The organism is Vibrio sp. 1F279, from assembly GCF_041439815.1.
In the GTDB taxonomy this organism is placed as follows: Bacteria; Pseudomonadota; Gammaproteobacteria; order Enterobacterales; family Vibrionaceae; genus Vibrio; species Vibrio tasmaniensis_A.
Genome location: NZ_JBGOOU010000012.1, coordinates 1 through 20,996, shown reverse-complemented (window position 1 = coordinate 20,996; position 20,996 = coordinate 1). Strand labels below are relative to the sequence as shown.

General features: G+C 42.5%; 22 protein-coding genes and 2 pseudogenes. 18 read left to right on the top strand and 6 right to left on the bottom strand.

Going from position 1 to position 20,996, the window contains the following annotated elements:
- Positions 1–114: 114 nt before the first annotated feature.
- Both ACED60_RS10985 and ACED60_RS10980 read right to left on the bottom strand, forming a co-directional pair.
- Complete coding sequence (locus ACED60_RS10985; RefSeq protein WP_371727520.1) at positions 115–1,038, bottom strand: Dyp-type peroxidase; 924 nt, start codon at positions 1,036–1,038, stop codon at positions 115–117.
- Between the two features lie 65 nt (positions 1,039–1,103).
- Positions 1,104–1,565 carry a DUF2919 domain-containing protein gene (locus ACED60_RS10980; RefSeq protein ID WP_032499208.1) on the bottom strand — a complete coding sequence of 154 codons (462 nt, stop codon included), beginning with the start codon at positions 1,563–1,565 and terminating at the stop codon, positions 1,104–1,106.
- Positions 1,566–1,674: 109 nt separating this feature from the next.
- Between ACED60_RS10980 and ACED60_RS10975 the strand changes: the two genes are divergently transcribed.
- Together ACED60_RS10975 and ACED60_RS10970 are read left to right on the top strand one after the other, a co-directional pair.
- Positions 1,675–2,019 carry a DUF2956 domain-containing protein gene (locus tag ACED60_RS10975; protein WP_135381670.1) on the top strand — a complete coding sequence of 115 codons (345 nt, stop codon included), beginning with the start codon at positions 1,675–1,677 and terminating at the stop codon, positions 2,017–2,019.
- Positions 2,020–2,031: 12 nt separating this feature from the next.
- Positions 2,032–2,364 (top strand): DUF4156 domain-containing protein, encoded by a 333-nt coding sequence (locus tag ACED60_RS10970; protein ID WP_371727519.1) that lies wholly within the window; start codon positions 2,032–2,034, stop codon positions 2,362–2,364.
- Positions 2,365–2,420: 56 nt separating this feature from the next.
- On the opposite strand, the gene ACED60_RS10965 is transcribed toward ACED60_RS10970, so the two are convergent.
- The gene (locus ACED60_RS10965) at positions 2,421–2,708 is read right to left on the bottom strand and encodes a helix-turn-helix domain-containing protein (RefSeq protein WP_004734273.1); all 288 of its coding nucleotides are present in this window, start codon (positions 2,706–2,708) and stop codon (positions 2,421–2,423) included.
- Positions 2,709–2,913: 205 nt separating this feature from the next.
- Here ACED60_RS10965 and ACED60_RS10960 point away from each other — a divergent pair, with 205 nt between their 5' ends.
- The 4 genes from ACED60_RS10960 to ACED60_RS10945 all read left to right on the top strand — a co-directional run bounded on the left by ACED60_RS10960 (position 2,914) and on the right by ACED60_RS10945 (position 5,433).
- Complete coding sequence (locus ACED60_RS10960) at positions 2,914–3,261, top strand: ArsC family reductase (protein ID WP_371727518.1); 348 nt, start codon at positions 2,914–2,916, stop codon at positions 3,259–3,261.
- Positions 3,262–3,357: 96 nt separating this feature from the next.
- Positions 3,358–4,494 carry a succinyl-diaminopimelate desuccinylase gene (gene dapE / locus ACED60_RS10955; RefSeq protein ID WP_017096838.1) on the top strand — a complete coding sequence of 379 codons (1,137 nt, stop codon included), beginning with the start codon at positions 3,358–3,360 and terminating at the stop codon, positions 4,492–4,494.
- A 46-nt stretch (positions 4,495–4,540) separates the two neighbouring features.
- The gene (locus ACED60_RS10950) at positions 4,541–5,215 is read left to right on the top strand and encodes a M15 family metallopeptidase (RefSeq protein WP_371727517.1); all 675 of its coding nucleotides are present in this window, start codon (positions 4,541–4,543) and stop codon (positions 5,213–5,215) included.
- An 8-nt stretch (positions 5,216–5,223) separates the two neighbouring features.
- Entirely contained in the window at positions 5,224–5,433 is a 210-nt protein-coding gene (locus tag ACED60_RS10945) for a DUF2897 family protein (protein WP_135384107.1), read from the top strand.
- 178 nt (positions 5,434–5,611) lie between these two features.
- On the opposite strand, the gene bamC is transcribed toward ACED60_RS10945, so the two are convergent.
- Both bamC and dapA read right to left on the bottom strand, forming a co-directional pair.
- A complete protein-coding gene (bamC, locus tag ACED60_RS10940) occupies positions 5,612–6,658 on the bottom strand; it encodes an outer membrane protein assembly factor BamC (RefSeq protein ID WP_371696098.1) in 1,047 nt (348 codons plus the stop codon).
- Between the two features lie 49 nt (positions 6,659–6,707).
- Complete coding sequence (dapA, locus tag ACED60_RS10935; protein ID WP_135384109.1) at positions 6,708–7,586, bottom strand: 4-hydroxy-tetrahydrodipicolinate synthase; 879 nt, start codon at positions 7,584–7,586, stop codon at positions 6,708–6,710.
- 372 nt (positions 7,587–7,958) lie between these two features.
- On the opposite strand from dapA, the gene ACED60_RS10930 reads away from it, so the two are divergent.
- The 7 genes and pseudogenes from ACED60_RS10930 (at position 7,959) to bcp (ACED60_RS10900) (ending at position 15,974) form a co-directional block, all read left to right on the top strand.
- Positions 7,959–8,501 (top strand): glycine cleavage system protein R, encoded by a 543-nt coding sequence (locus ACED60_RS10930; protein WP_009847377.1) that lies wholly within the window; start codon positions 7,959–7,961, stop codon positions 8,499–8,501.
- Between the two features lie 12 nt (positions 8,502–8,513).
- Positions 8,514–8,846 (top strand): annotated as a pseudogene (bcp, locus tag ACED60_RS10925) (thioredoxin-dependent thiol peroxidase); the annotation flags it as partial.
- Positions 8,847–8,935: 89 nt separating this feature from the next.
- Positions 8,936–10,333 carry a tyrosine-type recombinase/integrase gene (locus ACED60_RS10920; RefSeq protein WP_371727516.1) on the top strand — a complete coding sequence of 466 codons (1,398 nt, stop codon included), beginning with the start codon at positions 8,936–8,938 and terminating at the stop codon, positions 10,331–10,333.
- Between the two features lies 1 nt (position 10,334).
- The gene (locus ACED60_RS10915) at positions 10,335–12,692 is read left to right on the top strand and encodes a hypothetical protein (RefSeq protein WP_371727515.1); all 2,358 of its coding nucleotides are present in this window, start codon (positions 10,335–10,337) and stop codon (positions 12,690–12,692) included.
- Between the two features lie 13 nt (positions 12,693–12,705).
- The gene (locus tag ACED60_RS10910) at positions 12,706–14,910 is read left to right on the top strand and encodes a site-specific integrase (RefSeq protein ID WP_371727514.1); all 2,205 of its coding nucleotides are present in this window, start codon (positions 12,706–12,708) and stop codon (positions 14,908–14,910) included.
- A complete protein-coding gene (locus ACED60_RS10905; protein WP_371727513.1) occupies positions 14,907–15,395 on the top strand; it encodes a bacterioferritin comigratory protein in 489 nt (162 codons plus the stop codon). Before ACED60_RS10910 ends, ACED60_RS10905 begins: the two co-directional genes overlap by 4 nt.
- A gap of 114 nt (positions 15,396–15,509) precedes the next feature.
- Positions 15,510–15,974 (top strand): thioredoxin-dependent thiol peroxidase, encoded by a 465-nt coding sequence (bcp, locus tag ACED60_RS10900; protein WP_102336672.1) that lies wholly within the window; start codon positions 15,510–15,512, stop codon positions 15,972–15,974.
- Between the two features lie 47 nt (positions 15,975–16,021).
- Here bcp (ACED60_RS10900) and ACED60_RS10895 read toward each other — a convergent pair whose 3' ends face one another.
- Positions 16,022–16,366 carry a helix-turn-helix domain-containing protein gene (locus tag ACED60_RS10895; protein ID WP_016800146.1) on the bottom strand — a complete coding sequence of 115 codons (345 nt, stop codon included), beginning with the start codon at positions 16,364–16,366 and terminating at the stop codon, positions 16,022–16,024.
- Positions 16,367–16,469: 103 nt separating this feature from the next.
- Between ACED60_RS10895 and ACED60_RS10890 the strand changes: the two genes are divergently transcribed.
- From ACED60_RS10890 to ACED60_RS10870, 5 genes and pseudogenes are all read left to right on the top strand, one after another.
- Positions 16,470–17,000 (top strand): hypothetical protein, encoded by a 531-nt coding sequence (locus tag ACED60_RS10890; protein ID WP_371727547.1) that lies wholly within the window; start codon positions 16,470–16,472, stop codon positions 16,998–17,000.
- A complete protein-coding gene (locus tag ACED60_RS10885; RefSeq protein ID WP_371727512.1) occupies positions 16,994–18,373 on the top strand; it encodes a DEAD/DEAH box helicase in 1,380 nt (459 codons plus the stop codon). The genes ACED60_RS10890 and ACED60_RS10885 overlap by 7 nt, the downstream gene beginning before the upstream one ends.
- A gap of 104 nt (positions 18,374–18,477) precedes the next feature.
- Positions 18,478–18,765 (top strand): hypothetical protein, encoded by a 288-nt coding sequence (locus ACED60_RS10880; RefSeq protein ID WP_102549240.1) that lies wholly within the window; start codon positions 18,478–18,480, stop codon positions 18,763–18,765.
- Positions 18,766–19,259: 494 nt separating this feature from the next.
- Positions 19,260–19,358 (top strand): annotated as a pseudogene (locus tag ACED60_RS10875) (antitoxin Xre/MbcA/ParS toxin-binding domain-containing protein); the annotation flags it as partial.
- A 410-nt stretch (positions 19,359–19,768) separates the two neighbouring features.
- Positions 19,769–20,893, top strand: a complete 1,125-nt coding sequence (locus tag ACED60_RS10870) for a hypothetical protein (protein WP_371727511.1) — start codon at positions 19,769–19,771, stop codon at positions 20,891–20,893.
- Positions 20,894–20,996 lie beyond the last annotated feature (103 nt).

Genomic DNA, 20,996 nt, shown 5'->3' with positions numbered 1-20,996 from the left:
CCTACACTTACAAAAAGATGATAAAACTTACGATTGCTCTTGTATCGACCTATTTATATAAAACTTTAAAAAAAGGAGCCTTGAGGCTCCCTTGTTTATTCTATTTGAGACGACTTACTTAATCGTTAATGCACTCAACATCTCAGCTGAAGGAGCAAAGTAGTAAGCGCCAGTAACGGCTTTAGTAAAGCGAAGCAGTTGGTCTGTTTTTCCATCTGTTTCGCCGTACATGCTCTCTAACATCGCATCGAAGTTATGACGAACGTTACAGTAAGCAATGAACAGTAAGCCGTGATCGCCCGTTGCTGTGCCGTAAGGCAGGCTATGACGAACGATTTTAAGACCCTTGCCTTCTTCTTTGATATCCACACGGCCAACGTGAGACGCCGCTGGAACATCGTCTAGCTCGATCGAATCTGGCTTGGTACGGCCAACCACTTTCTCTTGTGCCGATACGTTTAATCTATTCCAAGCTGGCAGGTTATGCACAAAACGTTGCACCATTACGTAGCTACCACCTGCGAATTCACCTTCAGGCACAATCGCCACTTCAGCGCGCTGCGCGTCTTTCGGGTTTTCAGTGCCATCAACGAAATCAGTCATGTCACGTGAGTCTAGGAAACGGTAACCGTAAGTTTCATCTACGACTTCAACGTCTGCCGCTACTTCAGATAGCAATTTACGTAGGATGAAGAAGTGTAGGTCATGTCGGTTTGAATGACAGTGAATCAGAACATCAGACAGTGTGCTCGGTGCTGTGATATCACCTTCACCAAGCGCAGGAAAATCAATTAGATCAGAGGGAGCAGCTTGCTCAAACTTATCCCAAAAAGCTTTTGAGAATGCTACCGACGCCGTTAGGTTCGCATCAGGTTGAGTTTGGTTTAGCTCGTCGATTAGAGTCGGAAGCTTTTTAATTTCTGCTAGTACATTAGCAGTATTAGCGTTCACTTTAAGTTGAACGTAAAGAGCGAAAGGCCCAGCTTCAGGCAAAATAGCACTTTGAACGTTAGGCTGCTCATTTGAAACATTAAGCATAGATTATTCCTTCCAGTTTTAGCTTCTAAGTATAATTGTGAATGGTACAAATGTTTTGATGAGAATCAGTCTTCGTGCTCAACCACTTTAAAGCAATCCCTAGCGGCATGGCTATTGGTTAAATAAAGCGCTAACCAGAGGAGCAATAATAGGGTGATAGCATTTGACCAACGGAACCATCCGTTATCCAAATAGATTAAATAAATTGTATGGGAGCCCTGTGCCAAGATAGCCATCATGGTAACCCAACGTCCCCATGACACGACTTTGTTAAGGCGCTTTCTATCTGGAGATCTTAGTCCAAACAACCACATCAATAACAAACTAGGGACACTCAACGCAATCCCGACATAAAACATCTGGTGGTCTGGATAGATGGTCTCAAGAATATCCGTTCCCGACTCTCGGCTTGCGCCCGCAACAATGAAAACGACCAAAGCTTTCGCAAGAAACAGCCAACCTAACCATAATAAGATTGGGGCTTTCAAAAAGCCGTGTTTATCGTATTGTTCTATGGAGTACCGCACAACTCTCACTTTCACTTGTTTTCAAACCAACACTTTAACGCAAATCATTCATACTTAACTAGGTTTGCGTTATCTTATTGGTTAATCCGTTTTAATTGTCGAACTCAGTATGAAAAAGAAAACTAATACACCGTCTGTTGAATCTCAACAAGAAGCACTGAAGATAGCCAAAGCGACGCAAAAGCCAGCTCAAACCAAAGAACAAACAAAATTAATTGCTCAAGGTATCGAAAAAGGCATCGCACTTTACAAGAAACAGCAAAAAGAACGCAGCCGCCAAGCCGATAAAGCAAGAAAACGCGTACAGAAAGAGAAGCAAACTCAACAAACTAATCTAGACGAAGAGAGCAATGTAGACACAATTGTTGAAACAACATCAAATCACGCCAGCAAATTGCCGTGGTTACTATTGATCGCAAGCTGGGTAGGTTTCGCGATTTATTTGATGAAATAGCAGGATAAATGTATGAAAAAGGAATTAGTCGCTTTAGCTATGACAGGCATATTAGTCGGGTGCACGACACCGACAACAGTCCCACATAACAAATCTGACCAAGTACAAATGGATTACCACGGACTGATTGATATCAACGAGTGCGAATATAAAGGGGAAGTCACCGGCAGCGAAGGCCACTGGTATAGTTATCTGTTTTACCCGAACGACACTCTGATTCAAGGCGCAATGAATGAGCTAAAGTCCAATGCTATTGGATTAGGTGCGGACACCGTAATTTTCACACTTCCCCAAGATTTTGCGACTTCCGTAACCATGTTGGGCACCGCTTATCGGTGTCGCTAATTCGACTTATCGCTAATCGGTAAGGAGTAGAAAGAAGAAAGCCAGCTTTCGCTGGCTTATGCACTAAATCCAAGGCTTGTTGCTATATCGCCTTTACGCTGGATAACCCATTGACTGTCAAATGGCCCCCAGTCGGATAATTGGTAATAGCCATCATTATGACGTCGCCCATCTTGAACAAACATAAGTTCAATACCGATCCCCGGTAACGCCTTGAGTACATCTTGAATAGTACGACGAGGCCACCCCGTTTTTTCGATGAGTTTAGGCACATTTGGCCTATCAAGGCTTTCCACTAACAATGCTAAATATAGCCGCCTTGCAAAAACAGGACTCAACTCCATTGACACCTCCTATATATGTGCAACTCAATTATTTCTTTTTTTGCTGACAACATGTTGAGGCTGATCAATAAGTCTCCAATAGTGACATTTTCTTACTGTTTTTTTTCACTCTATGAAATATTCCTCACTCTATTTTGTCTGAATTGCCGCTTCCTGATAGGATTCAACTCATAACAACGAAATAAAATCACCCAAAGGAAGAATAATGACTATCACTATGTTTGGCATTCCGAATTGCGACACCATCAAAAAAGCAAAAAAATGGCTAGAAGCTGAAGGTATCGAGTTCGAATTTCATGATTATCGCAAACAAGGCATCACTGAAGAGTTAGTAACAAGCTTCTGTTCAGAGCTTGGGGGGGAGCTTGTGCTAAACAAACGTGGTACGACTTATCGCCAACTTTCTCAAGAGCAAAAAGACACATTAACGGAAGAAAAAGCCGTAATTCTGCTTGTTGAACAACCAGCAATGATCAAGCGCCCTATCTTGAAAGTCGATGGCAAGCTTCATATTGGCTTCAAAGCTGATCAATACGCTGCTATTTTTGCGTAATCAGCTGTATTAGAACAGATAACAAAGCGTTGAACTTCCCCTGTTCAACGCCTGAAATTAATGACTAGACGTTTAATTTAAACAAGGAACTCAAGGATGACAGACAGCCCAACTTTGGCTCTGGCAAAAGACCTAATCAGCCGTCAATCGGTAACACCAGAAGATGCAGGCTGCCAAGACCTGATGATTGAACGCTTAAAAGCGCTAGGTTTTGAAATCGAAGTGATGGTATTTGAAGATACGACGAACTTCTGGGCTCGCCGTGGTACCGAAGCCCCCCTATTTGCTTTTGCTGGTCACACTGATGTTGTACCTGCAGGCCCAATTGAGCAGTGGAACACTAAGCCATTTGAACCGACTATCGTAGATGGTTTCCTACACGGTCGCGGCGCGGCAGATATGAAAGGTTCTCTGGCTTCAATGGTTGTGGCTGTAGAACAGTTCATTGCTAAGCACCCTGATCACACAGGCTCAATCGGTTTCCTTATCACGTCAGATGAAGAAGGCCCGTTCATCAACGGGACAGTGCGCGTTGTCGAAGCATTGATGGCTCGTGGTGAGAACATCGACATGTGTATTGTTGGCGAACCATCAAGTACTGAGTACGTAGGTGATGTCGTAAAGAACGGCCGTCGTGGTTCTATCACTGGCGACCTAACGATTAAAGGCACACAAGGTCACGTTGCCTACCCTCACCTTGCGAACAACCCGGTACACAGCTCTCTGCTTGCGATCAATGAATTGGCGACGACCGAGTGGGACAAAGGTAATGATTATTTCCCACCAACCAGCTTCCAGATCCCAAATGTAAGTGCGGGCACTGGCGCATCAAACGTGATTCCTGGTGAATTTAATGTTCAGTTTAACCTTCGCTTTAGCACAGAGTTAAACAACGACATCATCGTTGAAAGAATCACAAATACACTCGACAAGTACGATTTCGAATACGATTTAAAATGGACATTCAATGGCGACCCGTTCTTAACCGACGCAGGCTCGTTGCTTGATGCTATTGTCGATGCAGTAGGTCACGTGAATGATGTTAAGCCGGCACTGCTTACCACAGGTGGTACTTCTGACGGACGCTTTATTGCGCGCATGAAAGGACAAGTGGTAGAACTAGGTCCTGTTAATGCAACCATTCACAAGGTTAACGAGTGCGTGAAAGTGGCTGATTTAGAGAAACTAACTGACATGTACGAAAGAACATTAGTGAACCTGTTCGCTAAGTAGTTTTTTCATCAGCGATTCATAGCATCTAATTATTGAGAGACACGTTATGACACCAGAGCAGCTAACCGGACAATCAGATTCTCATTTAGAACCTAGCCTCATTGGCAGCAAAACCTTCTTGGTCCACAGTGATGTCAAAGATGACCTAAACAATTTGATTGAAGCTGCTCAAGTCGCTGGTTTTAAAATGGAGATTGCCAGTGGCTTTCGCGACTATGAAAGGCAATCTCTGATTTGGAACCGCAAGTTTTCTGGTGAAGCACCGATATTAGACTCAGAAAGCCAACCACTTGATGCTTCAACACTCAATGAACATCAAAAGTTGTCGGCGATTCTTAGGTGGTCTGCGCTTCCCGGAGCGAGTCGTCACCATTGGGGTTGTGACTTTGATGTCTTTGCTCGTAATCACTTACCTGAAGGTACTCAGCTACAACTGGAACCATGGGAATACCTCACAGGCCACCAGCAAGTGTTTTACAAATGGCTCTCTGCCAATGCATCTCAGTTTGGATTCTTCTTTCCTTACAGCCAAGACCTTGGTGGCGTGGCGATAGAACCTTGGCATATAAGCCACCGTAAAGTTTCACAGTTGTGTTTATCACAGTTATCTCCCACTTTACTTGGCAAGCAACTCCAATCTAAGCCAATATTAGGGTATGAAATTATTGCGGAGCAGCTAGACGAGATCTATGCGCGCTTCGTCGCGAATATCAGTCATTAGGAGCGCTTATGTTAGAGTGGCTTACAAACCCTTGGGTTATCATCATCATCGTAGTTAGCGTTGTGGTGGGTAATATTGCTGCGCTCAAACAGACCGCTAATATGGATCTGACAGGTCGTAACAAAACAGAAAAAGACTTAGACAAGCTCAATCAATTGGATAAACAGAACCAAGAGAAAGCTCAAAAAGATGAGTCTACTAACAGCAAAAATACTTAGCCTAACGCCCTTGATGCGCTAGCCCCAACAAGTCAGGCGCGTGTGACTTCTTGTTAGCGAAATGACAACATAAATTGACAACATAAATTGACAACACGCACATAAAACACTGACTAACAAACATAAAAAAGAGGACATTGTATGTCCTCTTTTTTTTTCTTCTAAATTTGCTCAGTGCTTATTCAGATTTTGCTTCTTTCTTGTCTTTGGTTTGGTCTGCAACGTGTGCCAATACCGGTACCATTGACTTAAGTAGCTCTTCTTCTACAGGCTTACCTGTTGCATCCGTTACGTTAATCGATGTACGGTTGCCAAGATCACCAAACAAGAAAGTGTAAGTACCTGGCGCTAAGTCAATAGGCTGTAGGCCAATCTCTTCCCAGAATTCATCATCTGGCGCTGCATACTTAGCTTTCACTGTACCTTGAGACTGATTACGCTCTTCAAGTTCAAAGCCCATCGTCGGTAGCAAGGTAGGTAGACGTTGCCACAATACGTTATATGGCGTACGAGCAATGATCACAGGGAAACCACTGCGGTCCGAACCCATTGAGATAGGAATACGTTTCACCAACTCTTGCGCTTTCAACGCAGCTTCAGCACGAAGATCTGCATCGTATCTCGCCATCACTAGATTCGTTAAGAACGCGTTGTAACGCTCTTTATTGGTTGCCGATACTGGTTTCTCTTCAGAACCTTCACGCCAATCAATCAGATTAATCTTGAAGCCATGCCGATTGTTCGCTTGGAAACGAGAGAGAGAATAGCGGCTACCAATCTCGACTTCTTCATCTTCAGAAACCCACGTAACCCAATCAGTCTCAATGTCATTTTCTGACTGTTCACGAATGCCGATATTACGCTGGGTCAGCATATCTACAGCCGTTTGCCATACTCGGTCAGCCTCTTCAGCACGAAGGAGCCATAACGTCACTTCACCATTTTGACGCTCAGTACGAGCACCTGGGATCAGTTCAAGAACCTGTTGAGGAGGACGAATATCCACTTGACGACCGGTACCACCACTGAATTCACCGCTTGGGATATCAAAGTTTGGGTAAAACTGAGGCTGAGCATCTTCAGGCAATTGCCATTGTGAAAACTCAGGTGTTTCTAAGTATTCAAAATCATCTTTGGCTTGGCGACGTTGAGTCGGGCTGCCAGAACATGCTGTAAGAACGAAAACAGCCAGTGAACCGATCACTAGCTGGTGAGAATACTTCATTTATACTCCTAAATGCCGAAGGTTCGCTTCGGCATTGCTTTATACGTTTTTAGTAAATGCACGCTTCAGTCATTGCTTGAGCAACAACAGGTTGAGCTGGTTTTGACAGTTCAGTCAGTGGTAGACGTAAGCCACCTTCAGCAATCAGACCCATTTTGTGAACCGCCCATTTTACGGGAATAGGGTTAGACTCAACGAACAAATTCTTATGTAGAGGCATCAAACGCTCATTGATCGCTTCTGCTTCCTCAAACTTGCCTTCCTTCGCTAGCTTGAACATAGTCGCCATATCAGCAGCTGCAACATTGTTCGTTACAGAGATCACGCCATCGCCACCACGCTTAACAAATTCAAGACCAGTTAAGTCATCACCACTTAGTAAGATAAAGTCTTCGCCACAAAGTTCACGGTGAATTGCAATTCTTTCGAGATCACCAGTCGCATCTTTAAGTGCAACGATGTTTTCGATCTCGGCAAGGCGAGCAACCGTTTCTGGCAACAAGTCTACCGCAGTGCGACCAGGTACATTGTAAAGGATCTGTGGAACGTCACTGACTTCAGCAATTGCTTTGTAATGTTGGTACAAACCTTCTTGAGTCGGTTTGTTGTAGTAAGGCGTTACGCTCAGGCAACCAGCAATACCAGAACCATTCAGCAAACGGCTGAAAAGTACAGATTCGTGAGTTGCGTTTGCACCCGTACCAGCGATAACAGGAATACGGCCATCAGCAAATTCAACGACCTTATTGACGACTTTGACATGCTCTTCAATAGTGAGTGTTGAAGACTCACCAGTTGTGCCAACCGCAACCAGACCATCACTACCTGCTGCAACATGGTGCTCAACTAACTTTTTAAGGCTGTCGAAATCCACTTCACCATCAGTATTAAATGGTGTAACTAGCGCAACGATACTTCCTGAAAACATGTCTATCTCCCTTAATTTATTCTTTTTGCATGTTACTGTAAGCCAATCAATAAACACAAGACATTAAAGTGGCTTACCAGCAACATCTGCAGTAAATATTGTCGTATGTTTGAGGTAAAACGACTTATAACCGCGTTCGACCTAGAATTTGGGTAACCTACACTCAATCTAGCGAATAGCTCAGCACTCGATGTCAGTAACAAGTAAGCAATGCTCTCACACCACTCTTTGAATTTTGAACACTCTAAATATTCCTATTACTTGTTACATATTTGAAGCAAAGTGCCTCATAAAAGCCCCAAGCACACACTTATTCCTCTAGCTAACTGTGCTAACATGCATGAATCAATGGAATATAAGAGACGTGATTTTATGACTCAACATCTAGTAATCACAGCTGTGGGCACAGATCGCCCAGGTGTATGCAACCAAGTGGTTCATTTAGTCACCCAATCAGGCTGTAACATTATTGATAGCCGTATCGCTCAATTTGGCGAAGAATTTACGCTTATCATGCTACTGTCTGGAAAGGCAAACAACATTACCCGCGTTGAAACCACCCTGCCCTTGCTTGGACAAGAGCACGACTTGATTACGATTATGAAGCGAACCTCAACTCATGATGTTATTGAGAACTCTTACACAGTAGAGGTGTTCGTTGAGTCAGACGATAAAATCGGCCTTACCGAGCAGTTTACCCAGTTCTTCGCAGACCGAAACATCGGCCTCGATTCGTTAAGTGCGCGAACCATCAATAAGTCTAAGGTTCAGCTCGACAACGACCAATTCCATATCTCTATTACCGCTTCTGTGCAATCAGAATGTAATTTGATGCAGCTACAAGAAGAATTCGACGCGCTGTGTCAGAGCCTATCCGTACAAGGCTCGCTCAACTTTATCAAAAACAGTTTTTAAAAAGGAAATATCATGAATACGCTAACGGCTGGTGTTCCAGCACCTGCTTTTTCTCTTCCAGATCAAGATGGCAATATCGTATCTCTTGGTGACTTCAAAGGTAAAAAAGTCCTTTTCTATTTTTACCCAAAAGCAATGACTCCAGGTTGTATTGTGCAAGCGGAAGGCCTGCGTGATATCAAAGCACAGCTTGATGATCTGAATGTGGTTGTTCTAGGTGTGAGTGTTGACCCAGTTAAACGCCTACCAAATTTCGTTGCGAAGAAATCTCTGAACTTCACTCTTCTATCTGATGAAGACCACAGTGTTGCTGAACAGTTTGGTGTTTGGGGCGAGAAAAAATTCACCCTTAGAAATTTTTTATGACAAAAATCTTCGATAATTTTTTACGACAGTCTACCTTTAATATGTGGGTAACATATTGAGGTTGTTTTGTGATAGAAAAGCATGAAGAAAACGATGTTTATGATGACTACCGATTGCTCTCCATAGAGGTAGATACATTAGCTAAACTGAGAATCTCAGAGATCATCGATAGTGACTCTGGAGAAATGACCCACTCACCCTACCTTTCCCCATCCAACTTACAGTCTCGCCTAAAGAAGACCGAGATTCTCCTTGCACCAGATGGGCGTGTTGTTTATCCACAATCTCTTTACCTCGTGTCAAAACTCAGCGGTGAAGGAAAAATTCAAGACACCAAATCAATGGCCAAAGGCTTATTGGCCTTTACTCGATATTTAGACTCTACCCATTACCCTCAAGTTGATGATGATGGGAATGTGATACCACCTCAGTACCTAACCTATAAAACACTAACAAAGCATGAAGAAGAAGGCGCGCCTTGGCAATTTGCACAGCACCTTTTGGCAAACTGTCGATCTCGGAAGGAGGCGACGGGTGACGAAGCGTACTCGCTTAACTCAGCAAGAAGCTATATGGGTGCTGTTATTGGGTTTTATAAGTGGATGCAGAAACACGGTTATCTCAAAAATAATGATGAGCATGTCCTGACACACTTCACCAAGCTTGAGGCATACCTAGACGGCACTAATCAGCATGACATGCTTGCCCATACTAAGTCTGGCGCAAAGCGGGTCTATGAGATGTCAAACATCATGAAGGAGTTCCCCAAAGTCGATAAAACGCCTGCTCATCAAAAATTGAAGCCTATGTCGTTCGATCATAAAGAACTGTTCTCCCAGCACATTCATACATTGCCAAAAGCTGCTTCCCTGATACTGAGACTATGTGAAGAGGCAGGGCTTAGGATTGATGAAGCCACCCACTTTCCTACTCGTGATATTGGTGATAAGGATTGCAGTGCTCTAGACGTCGTGCCCTTGACCATTACACGTACCAAGGGTAGAAAGCCCCGTACGGTTGAAATTCCTATCGCACTGTATGAGGAATTAGAGCAATACAAAGAATGTAGCCAGCGACAAAAGAACCTGACTCGACGAAATGAGCTGATTAAGTCCAAAGAAGAACAGGACACCACTGACTACCTTTTTCTTTCCAATAAAGGGCGGCCATACACAGTAAAAACCCTAGAGGCGCATTTTAGCGAACTGCGACAGCACATCCGGGCAATAGAGCCTGACTGGTACTATCGAATCCATGACCTGCGATCAACTTATGCCACGCATTGGCTTTGGTGTGAGTCTAGGAGGCGGCAGGTTGCTTATGAGTACCTAATGGACGAGTTAGCCTTGCTAATGGGGCATGCAAGCACCTCAACGACGGAAAAGTACATTAAGTTCATGAGTAAACAGGATGACCAGTTAAGAGTCGCAATGAGTAAAAACAACAAGATTAACGGGGGTTGGTAACATGGCAAAAAGCCCACTGGCTAAAAGCTCAAAGACGGTTATGCATGTTAGAAATAGTACAAACATTATTCCGTTACGACTTACCATTCCCTATAAGAATAACAAACATAGGACAGTTACTGAGTTTGACGTGTCACACCTATTACATCTTGGTGCAAATAGCGATAACGCCAAAGTGGAAAGTCGTATTCCCTATTTAAAAAGCTTTTGTAAACAAGCCAATCATTATGTTAATAATGGAAATTCAGCAGAAACTGCCACATCAACTTACGAGGCGTTACGAACTTTCATTGCATTTTGTGACTCTGTAAACGTTAACCCCTTCTCCAAAGTTGGCTATTTAAAGTTTGCAGGTAATGACGGTGAATTACGACATCGTATTAAAATGTATAAGCCATCAAAAAAACTATGGGAGATGAGTAATGGTGATGAATTAGGCATCAAGGAAAGTACTGCCGGTATGAAGACGTCATCTCTTCGCAAAGCCCTTTATTGGTGCGGATTACCTACAGATTCATGGATAACTCATCATCGCTGTTTTTCTTACGTTCAAACACCACACAAAGGTTATTCTGAGACCGAAGAAAAGATCCTTGTCACTCGATTGAGTGAGGTATTTTTCATATTAGCCCCACAGTTCATCGCGGTAAAAAAAGCAAACCTCGCACTGCCTGATGAATTACCTGTTGTTATTAACTTGGGAGGACACCAAGAAACCATTTCAATTCAAACGTCTCTAAAAACTAAAACACATGGTCAGAGCAAAAATGACTCAGCTGTAAAGTATTCCTCTGCGTTTAACATTATTATGGGGGCTGCTTACCACCTAATGTGCTTTTTCACTTCGTTGAATGATAGCGACGTAAAAGGCATCGCTCATCCCCTTACGATTCATAGTGATGAACGGGATAAAAGTTTACAGGTGGTCAAAGTATCGAGCTTTAAAGCGCGGGCAAACAAAACGGTCGATGCTATTCTTACCAACCTAAGTTTCAATGTAGATAAGCGCGATGGCGTAAAATTTATCAAGACCCTTGAGAAACTTTCAGTACTATACGGCGGTGGCGAAGCAGACTCAGAATTACTTTTCACTCTCAATAACCAAGGCGAGAAAAGCAACTCATTTCATTTAGGAGAAATAAACAAAAATCTAAGCGTAGTATTAAATCTACTCTCCCCCAGCCGATCATCATGTCTTCCATGGTTCAGAGAGCTATTTTACAGCTATCGACACCAGCATGTTATCGAGCTAAAGAAAGGAACTAATAAACTTGGTAGAGCTACCGTAAGTAAAGTGATTCGAGCTTGCTCAAAAGCCGGAGCCACGCATGGCGCAACAAATGCCGCCTATTGCATTTTATCGTGTTACACAGACCTTCCACTAAAAGGTGTTTTACTACCACTTGCCTACTCAGAGAAAGACGAAGATGGCAACGTGTGTGTTTCACTGAAATACCGAAACGGTGAGAGGCATCACTTCTCAATTCCTGCTACGGATAAGATGTTAATTCAAGATATCGAACAATTCGCCACAGAATTAGCTGATAAGCAAAACTCTAAAAAGTATGAGCGATTACTGCTCAAACGAGGTCACCATAAGCAAGCTCCTAAAGATTGGGAAGGGATTAACCCTATTTCATCCAATCAAATGAGAACTTGGTCAATTGAACCCAACGAATACTTCATTTCACTTCAATCAAGCCGCTGGAGAGAAATGACCAGTAACCAAGTGTATTCCGATAGTGGTACGGGCGGTGTTCAGAGTCTCCTTCAAAACCTACTTCCAACCATTGACAAGCATTATGTAAATGGTGACCCGCGACTTAACAAGATCATCCTTTCCCAAGCCATACAGGTCGTGGAGCAATTAGATAAAGATACGGGGCTAGAACAAGTGAAAGCAATGGTTGCGAACAATCTTGGTATTCCAATGCTAACGCATGATGAATGGAAAAAAAAACAAGAGGAAGAAAGGGCTAAAACCAACCCAAATGGCATTCATTGCAATGGACAGCAATATATCGTCGGCGGAAAAAACACCCAGCGTGAAACAAATAACTCAATAAAATTGCCACTGCCCTGTGCTGAATACGATATATGTTACAAATGCCAGTCTGCCAAAGCCGTCAATGAGGTTCAATCCGTCTACAAACTTATCTCTTTCATCGATGTGCTGAAAGAAGCCTTAGACCAGTACACTCACGCGAATAATGAAGTCCATGAGAAAATCACCGCTTTTGAATTTACTCTCGATGGCGCGAGCCAGAATGTATACGACGAGGCTATGTCATTATTTAAACAAAACGGGCGTCATCCTCGAGTATCGATGGAGCATGCTATTTTAGCCCTGCACCGTTAATTTGGAGCTAATCATGATAAAGCTACCGGAGCATAGCCTTAACCGACAAGATGCCATTATCAGCGCGCAAAATACTGTTGGCTGTTATACAAATTATTTGACCGACATATTAAAACCAGCCATCGAGTCGGGGGCATGGGATAAGTTTGAAGCGTTAGATATTGGCTTTAGTATCACTGGCCAATCACTAGGAAAAATTGGGGACGACAGCGCTTGGCGAACACTTCACACTTTCTTTGAGCCTAGAGCCACCCAACTGTATACACTAGACTTTTCCATTAATGGAACAGTGATGGAGCGCAATCTTAATAATCAATTGAAAGCGCTTGTATTGACCATGATGTGGCTCTCACCTATAGATTATTCTTTTCAGAGCATTTACAACACAATCGTTGGGTTAAAAAAATTCGCTTCAGCTCTATTGAATGGAGGACAAAACAACCTTGAGTTATTAAGTTTTGAGCTTCTAGAGTCTTGGGTGTTAAGTAATTTCACCGATATCGACTTTGAAAGAGAAAGGACCTACTCAGTTCTCAATAAGCTATATGCTGAAGCAGCACGCCTACCGTTTAATATAAGTCTTACCAAAAAATTAACACCTTCGGATTTTGGTTTAACCTTTAAAAATCCTGAGCAATATACGGTTATTCCGCAGCGACTCTTTTACTTAGGACTTCAAGAGTCAGAAGTATTAGTGAAGAAGCTATACCCCATTCGTGACGAACTGAGCAAACTATCTGACTACATTGTTACCTACGATGAGAAAACCTATCAAGGATATGCCAAATACCTTGCTCGCGATGCGTCAAAACGGAAGAATGGCAAACTTAATTGGTATTTAGCGAGTTCAAATAAAGGCGATAAAGAAAAAATGATAGCCTTTAAAGTTGCTTTTCTCGCACTCAGTAATCCATCACAACACACGACCCTTGAGTTACTCCATAAGCATAAACCTGCAATAAAGACTGATTACATTGACAAATTCTATCCAAATAGGACATTGAAAATTGGCACCAAGATAATCACCGGGCTTAGGGAAGCACAGTCGTTGTTAAAAGAATTCAACGGTGGCTGCCTTTGGGCGCTAATGTCTCGAACAGGAATGCGGAATGATGAAATTTTTCATCTACATACCGCAAATGGCTGCTCAGAAGAAATCATATCCAAACAAACCATTTATATTATTCATGCAGACCTATCAAAAACAACCAAAGGCTCTCAGTCAAGGCAAGATGAGTTTGTCACTACAGAGATTGGCAAAAAGGCTTATGAGATACTGCAAGCACTACATACTCCACTTCGAAAATGCCATCCAGATCGCCAAGCCTTTTTCCATAAAGTAACAAAGGGCAATGATCGGGTTAATAAAGACCAACCTGGCAAACATATTAGAGCTTGGTTTAAAGGTGCATTAGGGGAGAAGCTTGCGCTAACCAATGATGATGTCATTGATTTGAAAGTTTCTGACCCTACCCTTTCGTTTAATATCGGTAGTAATTATGAATTCACAGGCCATCAACTTCGACGTTCGTTTGCCTACTACCTTATCGGCTATGAGCTTTGCGCGTTTCCTCAACTCAAGCAGCAGTTTAGCCATGTATCAATGGCAATGACGCGCCATTACGCTAAGAATGCCAGTAAATTCCAGAAAATCAGAAAGCAAAAACAAAACCTAGCCCACGAAATTGATGAAGAAAGAATTGCTCAAAAAGCCCAAGTTTATCTCAATATCTACAAAAGGCTTGCGAATAAAGAGCGTATTGCTGGCGGAAAAGGAAAAGAATTCGCAAAAAATCTGATGAAGACTGAGCGTAACCTATTTAAGGATAAAACTGATTACGACATGCTTTCGCTCAATTACTGGAAAAAGCAGATTCGAGAGCAAAAACGTCATATACATGCCGTAGCCCCTGGAGTTTACTGCACGTCAACAGGCTGTAGCATGCGCACACAGGTAAATCTTCTTGAATGTGTTGACTGTAAGAATGACTACATTGTCGATGCTGTTTTTGCCGAGTCTAAACGCAAGGAGGCTGAAATCAATATGCTATGGGATATTGAACATGATGAACTAACGCCTCAAACGGCATCAGAAGCGTATATCAAAATTACGGCTGCTGAGCGCATTCTGAATGACTTAGAGATCAGCTATGAGCCTGTTCAAGTACCACAACAAGTTAAAGAACTTTTGATACCTTTCGGAGTAACTCTATCATGACACAAGCGACTAAAAACAAGCTTTTAAAAGCCCTAGAGCGGCTCTTAGAAGGAAAACCCGAAAATCGCGAACTGAGGAAGAAAGCTCGTCAAAGTAAACTAAAAATCAATAATAGTACTGTTGAGAGAGAAGCTGGTCTCTCTGTTGGCGCACTGCGAAGGCACGAAGATGTTCAAGTTCTGATCAAGACTGAATCTCTCGAAGCTCGGGTAACACAAGATGACTCAACTCAAACACCTACCGATGTTTTACAAGCGGAGATTAAGCAATTAAAGCAAGATAAAACTCAAGCAAATAAAAAGAAAAAAGAGTACCTCGACCTCGCACGGAGCCATGAGAAAGCATTAGCTACCCAAGCAGCTAATCACATCAAAATGATTCAAGAACTAATGGAGATGCTTCCTGCTTCAGAGCGTGAGAAATCCATGGATAAAGTCGTTAACACTAGGCCCGATAACATCGTTGAAGGCAACTTCAGAAAGTAACTAAACCTAGTTTAGAGTTACCACTAGACAACACCACCAAGCATAGATAAAACTACACACTGAAATAATAAGAAAGCTCGATTCAGAGTAAATTAAAGAAAGTAAGGATAACCCATGGCTATCGAAGCAGGACAAATCGCTCCAGATTTCACATTAAACGACCAAGACAACAACCCAGTAACCCTCTCTGAACTGAAAGGAAAAAAAGTACTACTCTACTTCTACCCTCGCGCTTCAACGCCAGGCTGTACTGTTCAGGCTCAAGGGTTACGCGATACCAAAGCAGAGCTAGATGCCCACAACGTTGTTGTACTTGGTTTAAGCCCAGACACCCCGAAAAAGCTGACCAACTTTATCAACAAGCAAGATTTGAACTTCACTCTACTAGCCGATGAAGAGCACGAAGTTTGTGAGAAGTACGGTGTTTGGCAACTTAAGAAGTTCATGGGCCGTGAGAATATGGGCGTAGTTCGTACAAGCTTCCTTATCGATGAATCTGGGAATCTTGAGCATGTATTTAATAAGTTCAAGACTAAAGACCATCATGAAGTCGTTCTAGACTACCTTAACAGCAAATAGTATTTAAAAAACAAATAGAGCCAGTGCCCTTTCGCTGGCTCGCGTAGCTAGTCCCCTTTAGGACAACTATTTTGAAATGACTCTTCAATAAGCCGCACTGTGACCTCAAGAACCTTCTGCTTATCCGTTTCAGAGAGCTTATTTAGATTCACAGCTAACTCCGCAGAAATCTCATCTTCACAAAAGAAGTAACTCAAAGGCACACCAAGTTCATCTGCAATTGACTTTAACGTACTGATATCTGGCGTATGTTTTCCCTTTTCGTATTGATTCATTCTCGGGCTTGCGGAGCTTTCATCCATACCTATACGCACTCCCAAAGCTTTTTGGGAGAGTTTCGCTTTTTTGCGCGCTTCTTTAAGGCGCTCAGGGATTGGGTTAGTAAATGACACTTATAGTTCATGTCTCTGATCTCAAGGTAACTAAGATTTTCTTAGTTTTACTGATTTCTGTATACTAAGCAATCCTTAGTTTTTGGTTGGTGTAATTTTGGAAATGAAACGGGCTCGAAGAATTAGTGCGGTCATGCACAAGTTATTGATAGAAAATGGGTTAGATGGATTCACCGTGCTAGAAGCGAGAGATTTGTGGCTATCCCTTGATAATGTGGACTCCAATTCTGCCGAAGCTCGCAAAAAGGTGTACCGAGCAATTTTTCACTTTGAAAAGAAAATTTGGTTGCGAAGTGAGGGCTCAGGTCGAAAAAAGCGCTACTTTCAAACGGAACAATTTAAAGAGTTACATAACAATGTAACCACGAACAACCAAGCGGATATAAACCCTAAAATACCTATTCAAAACTATTCCATTTTGAGTAATGAACGTAACGAATATAAGGGTGAATTGGAAATAATACTTGGGGAGATTGACGAGTATCAGTCGATCGTATCTCGATTTCCTGAGCTAGAGAATAAACTGGCTCCTTTGCATCAAGAGGCTAAAGAACGCGCCGCTTTATTGCTCGGTAAAGTGAACGTTTTAACAAAGGTTCTTAGTACTCTCTATGAAGGAAATGAACCGTGTTAAGGGAGTGGCAAAGTGAATGCTCTGACAGAGCGTTGGAAAAATATCAATCCAACTGCTCCCATTTCTTTTGCCAAGCTACACCTGGAGCAGGTAAGACAGTACTTGCCGCTAATATTGCGTCAAGGTTGTTACAAAGTGACATGGTAGATCTTGTATTGTGCTTCTCACCATCGTTGACGGTTTCTGATGGTATAAAAAGAACCTTTTCGTCGATACTTAAGTGTACGTTTAATGGCGGCATGGGATCTGTCGGGCAATCTTTAACATACCAATCTATCCAATTCCTCAATGACGAATTTTGGCAAACATTGCGGAATCACAGGGTCTTTGTTGTCTTTGATGAAATACACCATTGCTCTGGCTCTGAGCTTGAAAATGCGAACATTTGGGGGCAGCAAGTTCTCACTAAGATTCAAGGGCTTGCTACTTTTACCCTCGCACTTTCAGGTACACCGTGGCGTTCAGATTCTTTACCCATTGTGATGGGTGAGTACAGCGACCCAGACGGACAGCTTCTTGTCGATTACCAATACACTCTTAAACAAGCTATAGCTGATGGTGTTTGTAGAAGGCCTAAAATCGTCTTGGTTGATAATGAAGACTTGTCTGTTAGTAGTCGAGAAAAAGTCGAATCCTTTTCATCAATATTAGAGATGCTTAAACAGACAAAATCATCCTACCAGAGTGTTATTCACAACCAAGAGGCGATGGAATATCTACTCGGTTTAGGATGTGAGCGGTTAGAACAAGTACGTATCAGATCCCCTAATGCCGGTGGACTGATTGTTGCAGCGTCGGTTCAACATGCGCAAACAATCAAAGAGATACTATCTCAAAAGTTTGGGCAAACCGTTTCTATCGTCACTTATCGACATGAAGAACCGCTAGCAGAAATAGAGCGTTATCGACAAAGCGACGCACAATGGATTGTTAGTGTAGGTATGATCAGTGAGGGTACTGATATTCCGCGCCTTCAAGTATGTTGCCATATGAGTTCGGTCAAAACGGAATTGTATTTCAGGCAGGTGCTCGGACGAATACTTCGTGTGAATAATACAATAAACCAACAAGCGTGGTTATTCACTTTTGCTGAACAAAGTCTGATTGAGTTTTCTGAAAGGGTTGAACAGGATATTCCTGAGTCTCGTCTCTATGTAAGTATGGGGAAACCTATCGAAACAGAGTTCTCTGGTCGAGGAAATAGCTTAAGTGTCGCGCTTCCGCTTGAGTCCCCAAAAGGCGGGAGAACAACAGTATCTTGGGAAAGCAGTATAGACAGTTCAAATAGTCTCTATGGAACACTAGGGACGTTTGATGAGCTTCGACTTGGGGCATTTAAGCAGAGAGTGATCTCGGCTTTCTCTTCTATGTAGTTGAAAAAAACTTAGGCTACAATTTCACTAAAGGCACACTGGGGAGGCCGGAATGAATTACTTTGCAGAGGACCCCTTCTAGGTAATGCAAACCTGGAGGGTAAATGAAAAGGCTAAAACAGCAGTACCGGAACCGTATAAAATACCAGTGCCAATATCTTTGGGATCTTTATCCAAGCGTTCGCAGTGGAACTCATAAGCACTTTTCTACCAAGCAGGAGAAGAGCTATTACTTTCTTCACAAGGTTGAGTGTAGAGGTTACCCAGTTAAGCTGCGCGCTGCACGAGGAAGAGCATTAGCTAACCCATGGGACGACTACCCATCGTATGTGTATGGCCTAGCAAAAAGTTGGAAGCATAACTCGAAGCGCCAAAAACAATACTACCGGTAACCCATCAAAGCTCTCTATTATGGAGAGCTTTTTATGCGAGACACTCTCAAAAGTAGAAGGCTAACCATCTGTAACATCATTACTATTTTAATTTAAGCTATTAATTTTAAATGCTAATATTTTCGTTCACGCTGACAATTCTTAAGTGACCACCCACATCGCAAGTTGCGATGCGCAGGTTGCGATGTGAAGTTAAAACCACCTAGAATCTTGCTTTCTGTAAGAAGGGTTACACATGGTTTTGATTAACACACTAAAGGGGAAGAGTACCCCATTCCTATTGAGACCGTTACTATCTATCAGTTCACTAATCACTATTTGACCTACTTTTCCTGATGTAAGTATGGTGCATAATACTTACCACATAAATTCAGGCGGAGTTTAAGGTGAATAAAAAAACCAAAAAGAATTTTGACAAAGTATTTCAGGCTGCGTTAACACTGCTTGGAAGTGAAGAAGCCGCGAATCACTGGCTCTAACACCCAGTTCGAGGGCTTGGTAACAAACGACCAATTGATATGCTTTCGACAGCCGAAGACACTAAGGTTGTACTCAATTTGATCGGCCGTTTAGAGCATGGAGCATTTTCGTGAACTTTATTTCCCGAAGCACTTTCTAGCTCAAAAGTGTAGTGCTCAACTAGAATTGGCCACGGTTTTAGGTTTTTCCAATACAGTCGTTAAGACTCATTGGGTATTAGGCCACCATCAAAACTAGACAGTTACATAAGCGATTTCCAATACTTATAGTTATTCATGGGTTGCTAAGATTTAATTTTCCGAAACACGCCTTCGTCTAGAACCCTCTCAAACGGCATTTTCAAACACGAAAACGCCCCTTCCCGCGTTAGAATAATCTATTTATATGCTCAAATTACCTGTTCGTTGACCTAATTTATCTAATATCTCATTATGTGCTTAGTTGATTAACGCTCTAACTATCACTGAACTGGATTAGGGGAGCAGGTTTGCTCCCCACTCGAAAGTCTCTAACAGGTCGTAACATGCTCCAGCTAAACAGGTTATGGTGGGAACATTTGGCTCCAAAGCCTCTAATATCTCGTCGCAATGAAATTGAATCGCTTCTTATAACTTTTATAAACTCTCATCCTTATGGCAAAGAATGGCATAAGGTTGCGCTTAAGCCCGAAGGAGTGTTTAGACTTAAGGTGGGACAGGTAATACCTGTTATCCATATGACTTTCATGGGAAACAGGCCTGGATTTGTTGCTCCGCTAAAGGAGCTAAAGGCTGGTCATCGAACTGTTACTAGAGATGCTAATTACTTATCAGGGAAAGTACTTGAAAATGAAGAGAAAGTAATTAATCCAATCATTGAAGTTGAGTTGGTCATTGACCCATTGTTTATTAGTGCAGCTAGTTGTGGTGTAACTTCTATAGATGAAGCAAAAATAAAACAACCTAGCCTTGTTTTCTCAATACCCGCTCACTTTCTACTGACACCACAATATTTTCCAAAAAAATCATATGTATTGTATCAGCATATTTTTGGCAATGGTGGCTCATACCCTAATGATGGATACTTTTATGTTGGGGTGACAACTCGTAGTTGGCAGAAGAGGTGGACTGAACATAAGTACGCAATAGAAACAGGAAGCCCTCTTCTGTTCCACCGAAAGTTTCGAGAGGAAGCCGAGCGTGGAAAAGTGACGTACATACATCATAAAGTAATGGGGATTACTGATGATCTTGAGCAACTGTATGAAGCTGAAGAGTTCTTAGTTGAAGGTCATTGGAGTGATGAACGACGTCTAAATATGATTCCTGGAGGAAAATCAGGATTGAGGTATCTTCGGGAGAATGGGTTGCTTAAAAAATCTGTCATTCCTATGCCAGATGATAGGGTTCGAGTTATCCGAAAGTGGCTTGTCGAGCACCCAAGAAAAGGACTGCCAGCACCCTGGGTAGCAGAAAAGTGGCGTGACAATGAGTGGGCTGTTGCACAAATTTGTAGTCGTGAAGATAGATTATCTGTTGAGCAAGTTCGTGCCATACGGGAGCTAGGTAAAGAATATACTGCTGAAGAAATTTTTGACCGAATTGGTGCAAAAAACATTGACCAGATTAAGCGCGTTCTTATTGGAAAGACATACACTCGAGTAGGGTAGCTTAGTTTTTCAACAACGTGGTAGCCTCTCATCGGCTGACACGTTTCTGTCCGTGCGACCTGAAGTCGTATGAAGTGCTGTTCACCGCAACAAGTGTGAACCA

Coding starts and splice junctions, on each gene's coding strand:
- ACED60_RS10880 (WP_102549240.1), top strand. CDS start 18,478: ATGAAAAGGCTAAAACAGCAGTACCGGAACCGTATAAAATACCAGTGC.
- ACED60_RS10965 (WP_004734273.1), bottom strand. CDS start 2,708: ATGGAGTTGAGTCCTGTTTTTGCAAGGCGGCTATATTTAGCATTGTTA.
- bamC (WP_371696098.1), bottom strand. CDS start 6,658: ATGAAGTATTCTCACCAGCTAGTGATCGGTTCACTGGCTGTTTTCGTT.
- ACED60_RS10950 (WP_371727517.1), top strand. CDS start 4,541: ATGACACCAGAGCAGCTAACCGGACAATCAGATTCTCATTTAGAACCT.
- ACED60_RS10970 (WP_371727519.1), top strand. CDS start 2,032: ATGAAAAAGGAATTAGTCGCTTTAGCTATGACAGGCATATTAGTCGGG.
- ACED60_RS10960 (WP_371727518.1), top strand. CDS start 2,914: ATGACTATCACTATGTTTGGCATTCCGAATTGCGACACCATCAAAAAA.
- ACED60_RS10975 (WP_135381670.1), top strand. CDS start 1,675: ATGAAAAAGAAAACTAATACACCGTCTGTTGAATCTCAACAAGAAGCA.
- ACED60_RS10870 (WP_371727511.1), top strand. CDS start 19,769: ATGCTCCAGCTAAACAGGTTATGGTGGGAACATTTGGCTCCAAAGCCT.
- ACED60_RS10985 (WP_371727520.1), bottom strand. CDS start 1,038: ATGCTTAATGTTTCAAATGAGCAGCCTAACGTTCAAAGTGCTATTTTG.
- ACED60_RS10930 (WP_009847377.1), top strand. CDS start 7,959: ATGACTCAACATCTAGTAATCACAGCTGTGGGCACAGATCGCCCAGGT.
- dapE (WP_017096838.1), top strand. CDS start 3,358: ATGACAGACAGCCCAACTTTGGCTCTGGCAAAAGACCTAATCAGCCGT.
- dapA (WP_135384109.1), bottom strand. CDS start 7,586: ATGTTTTCAGGAAGTATCGTTGCGCTAGTTACACCATTTAATACTGAT.
- ACED60_RS10945 (WP_135384107.1), top strand. CDS start 5,224: ATGTTAGAGTGGCTTACAAACCCTTGGGTTATCATCATCATCGTAGTT.
- ACED60_RS10915 (WP_371727515.1), top strand. CDS start 10,335: ATGGCAAAAAGCCCACTGGCTAAAAGCTCAAAGACGGTTATGCATGTT.
- bcp (WP_102336672.1), top strand. CDS start 15,510: ATGGCTATCGAAGCAGGACAAATCGCTCCAGATTTCACATTAAACGAC.
- ACED60_RS10890 (WP_371727547.1), top strand. CDS start 16,470: ATGAAACGGGCTCGAAGAATTAGTGCGGTCATGCACAAGTTATTGATA.
- ACED60_RS10905 (WP_371727513.1), top strand. CDS start 14,907: ATGACACAAGCGACTAAAAACAAGCTTTTAAAAGCCCTAGAGCGGCTC.
- ACED60_RS10910 (WP_371727514.1), top strand. CDS start 12,706: ATGATAAAGCTACCGGAGCATAGCCTTAACCGACAAGATGCCATTATC.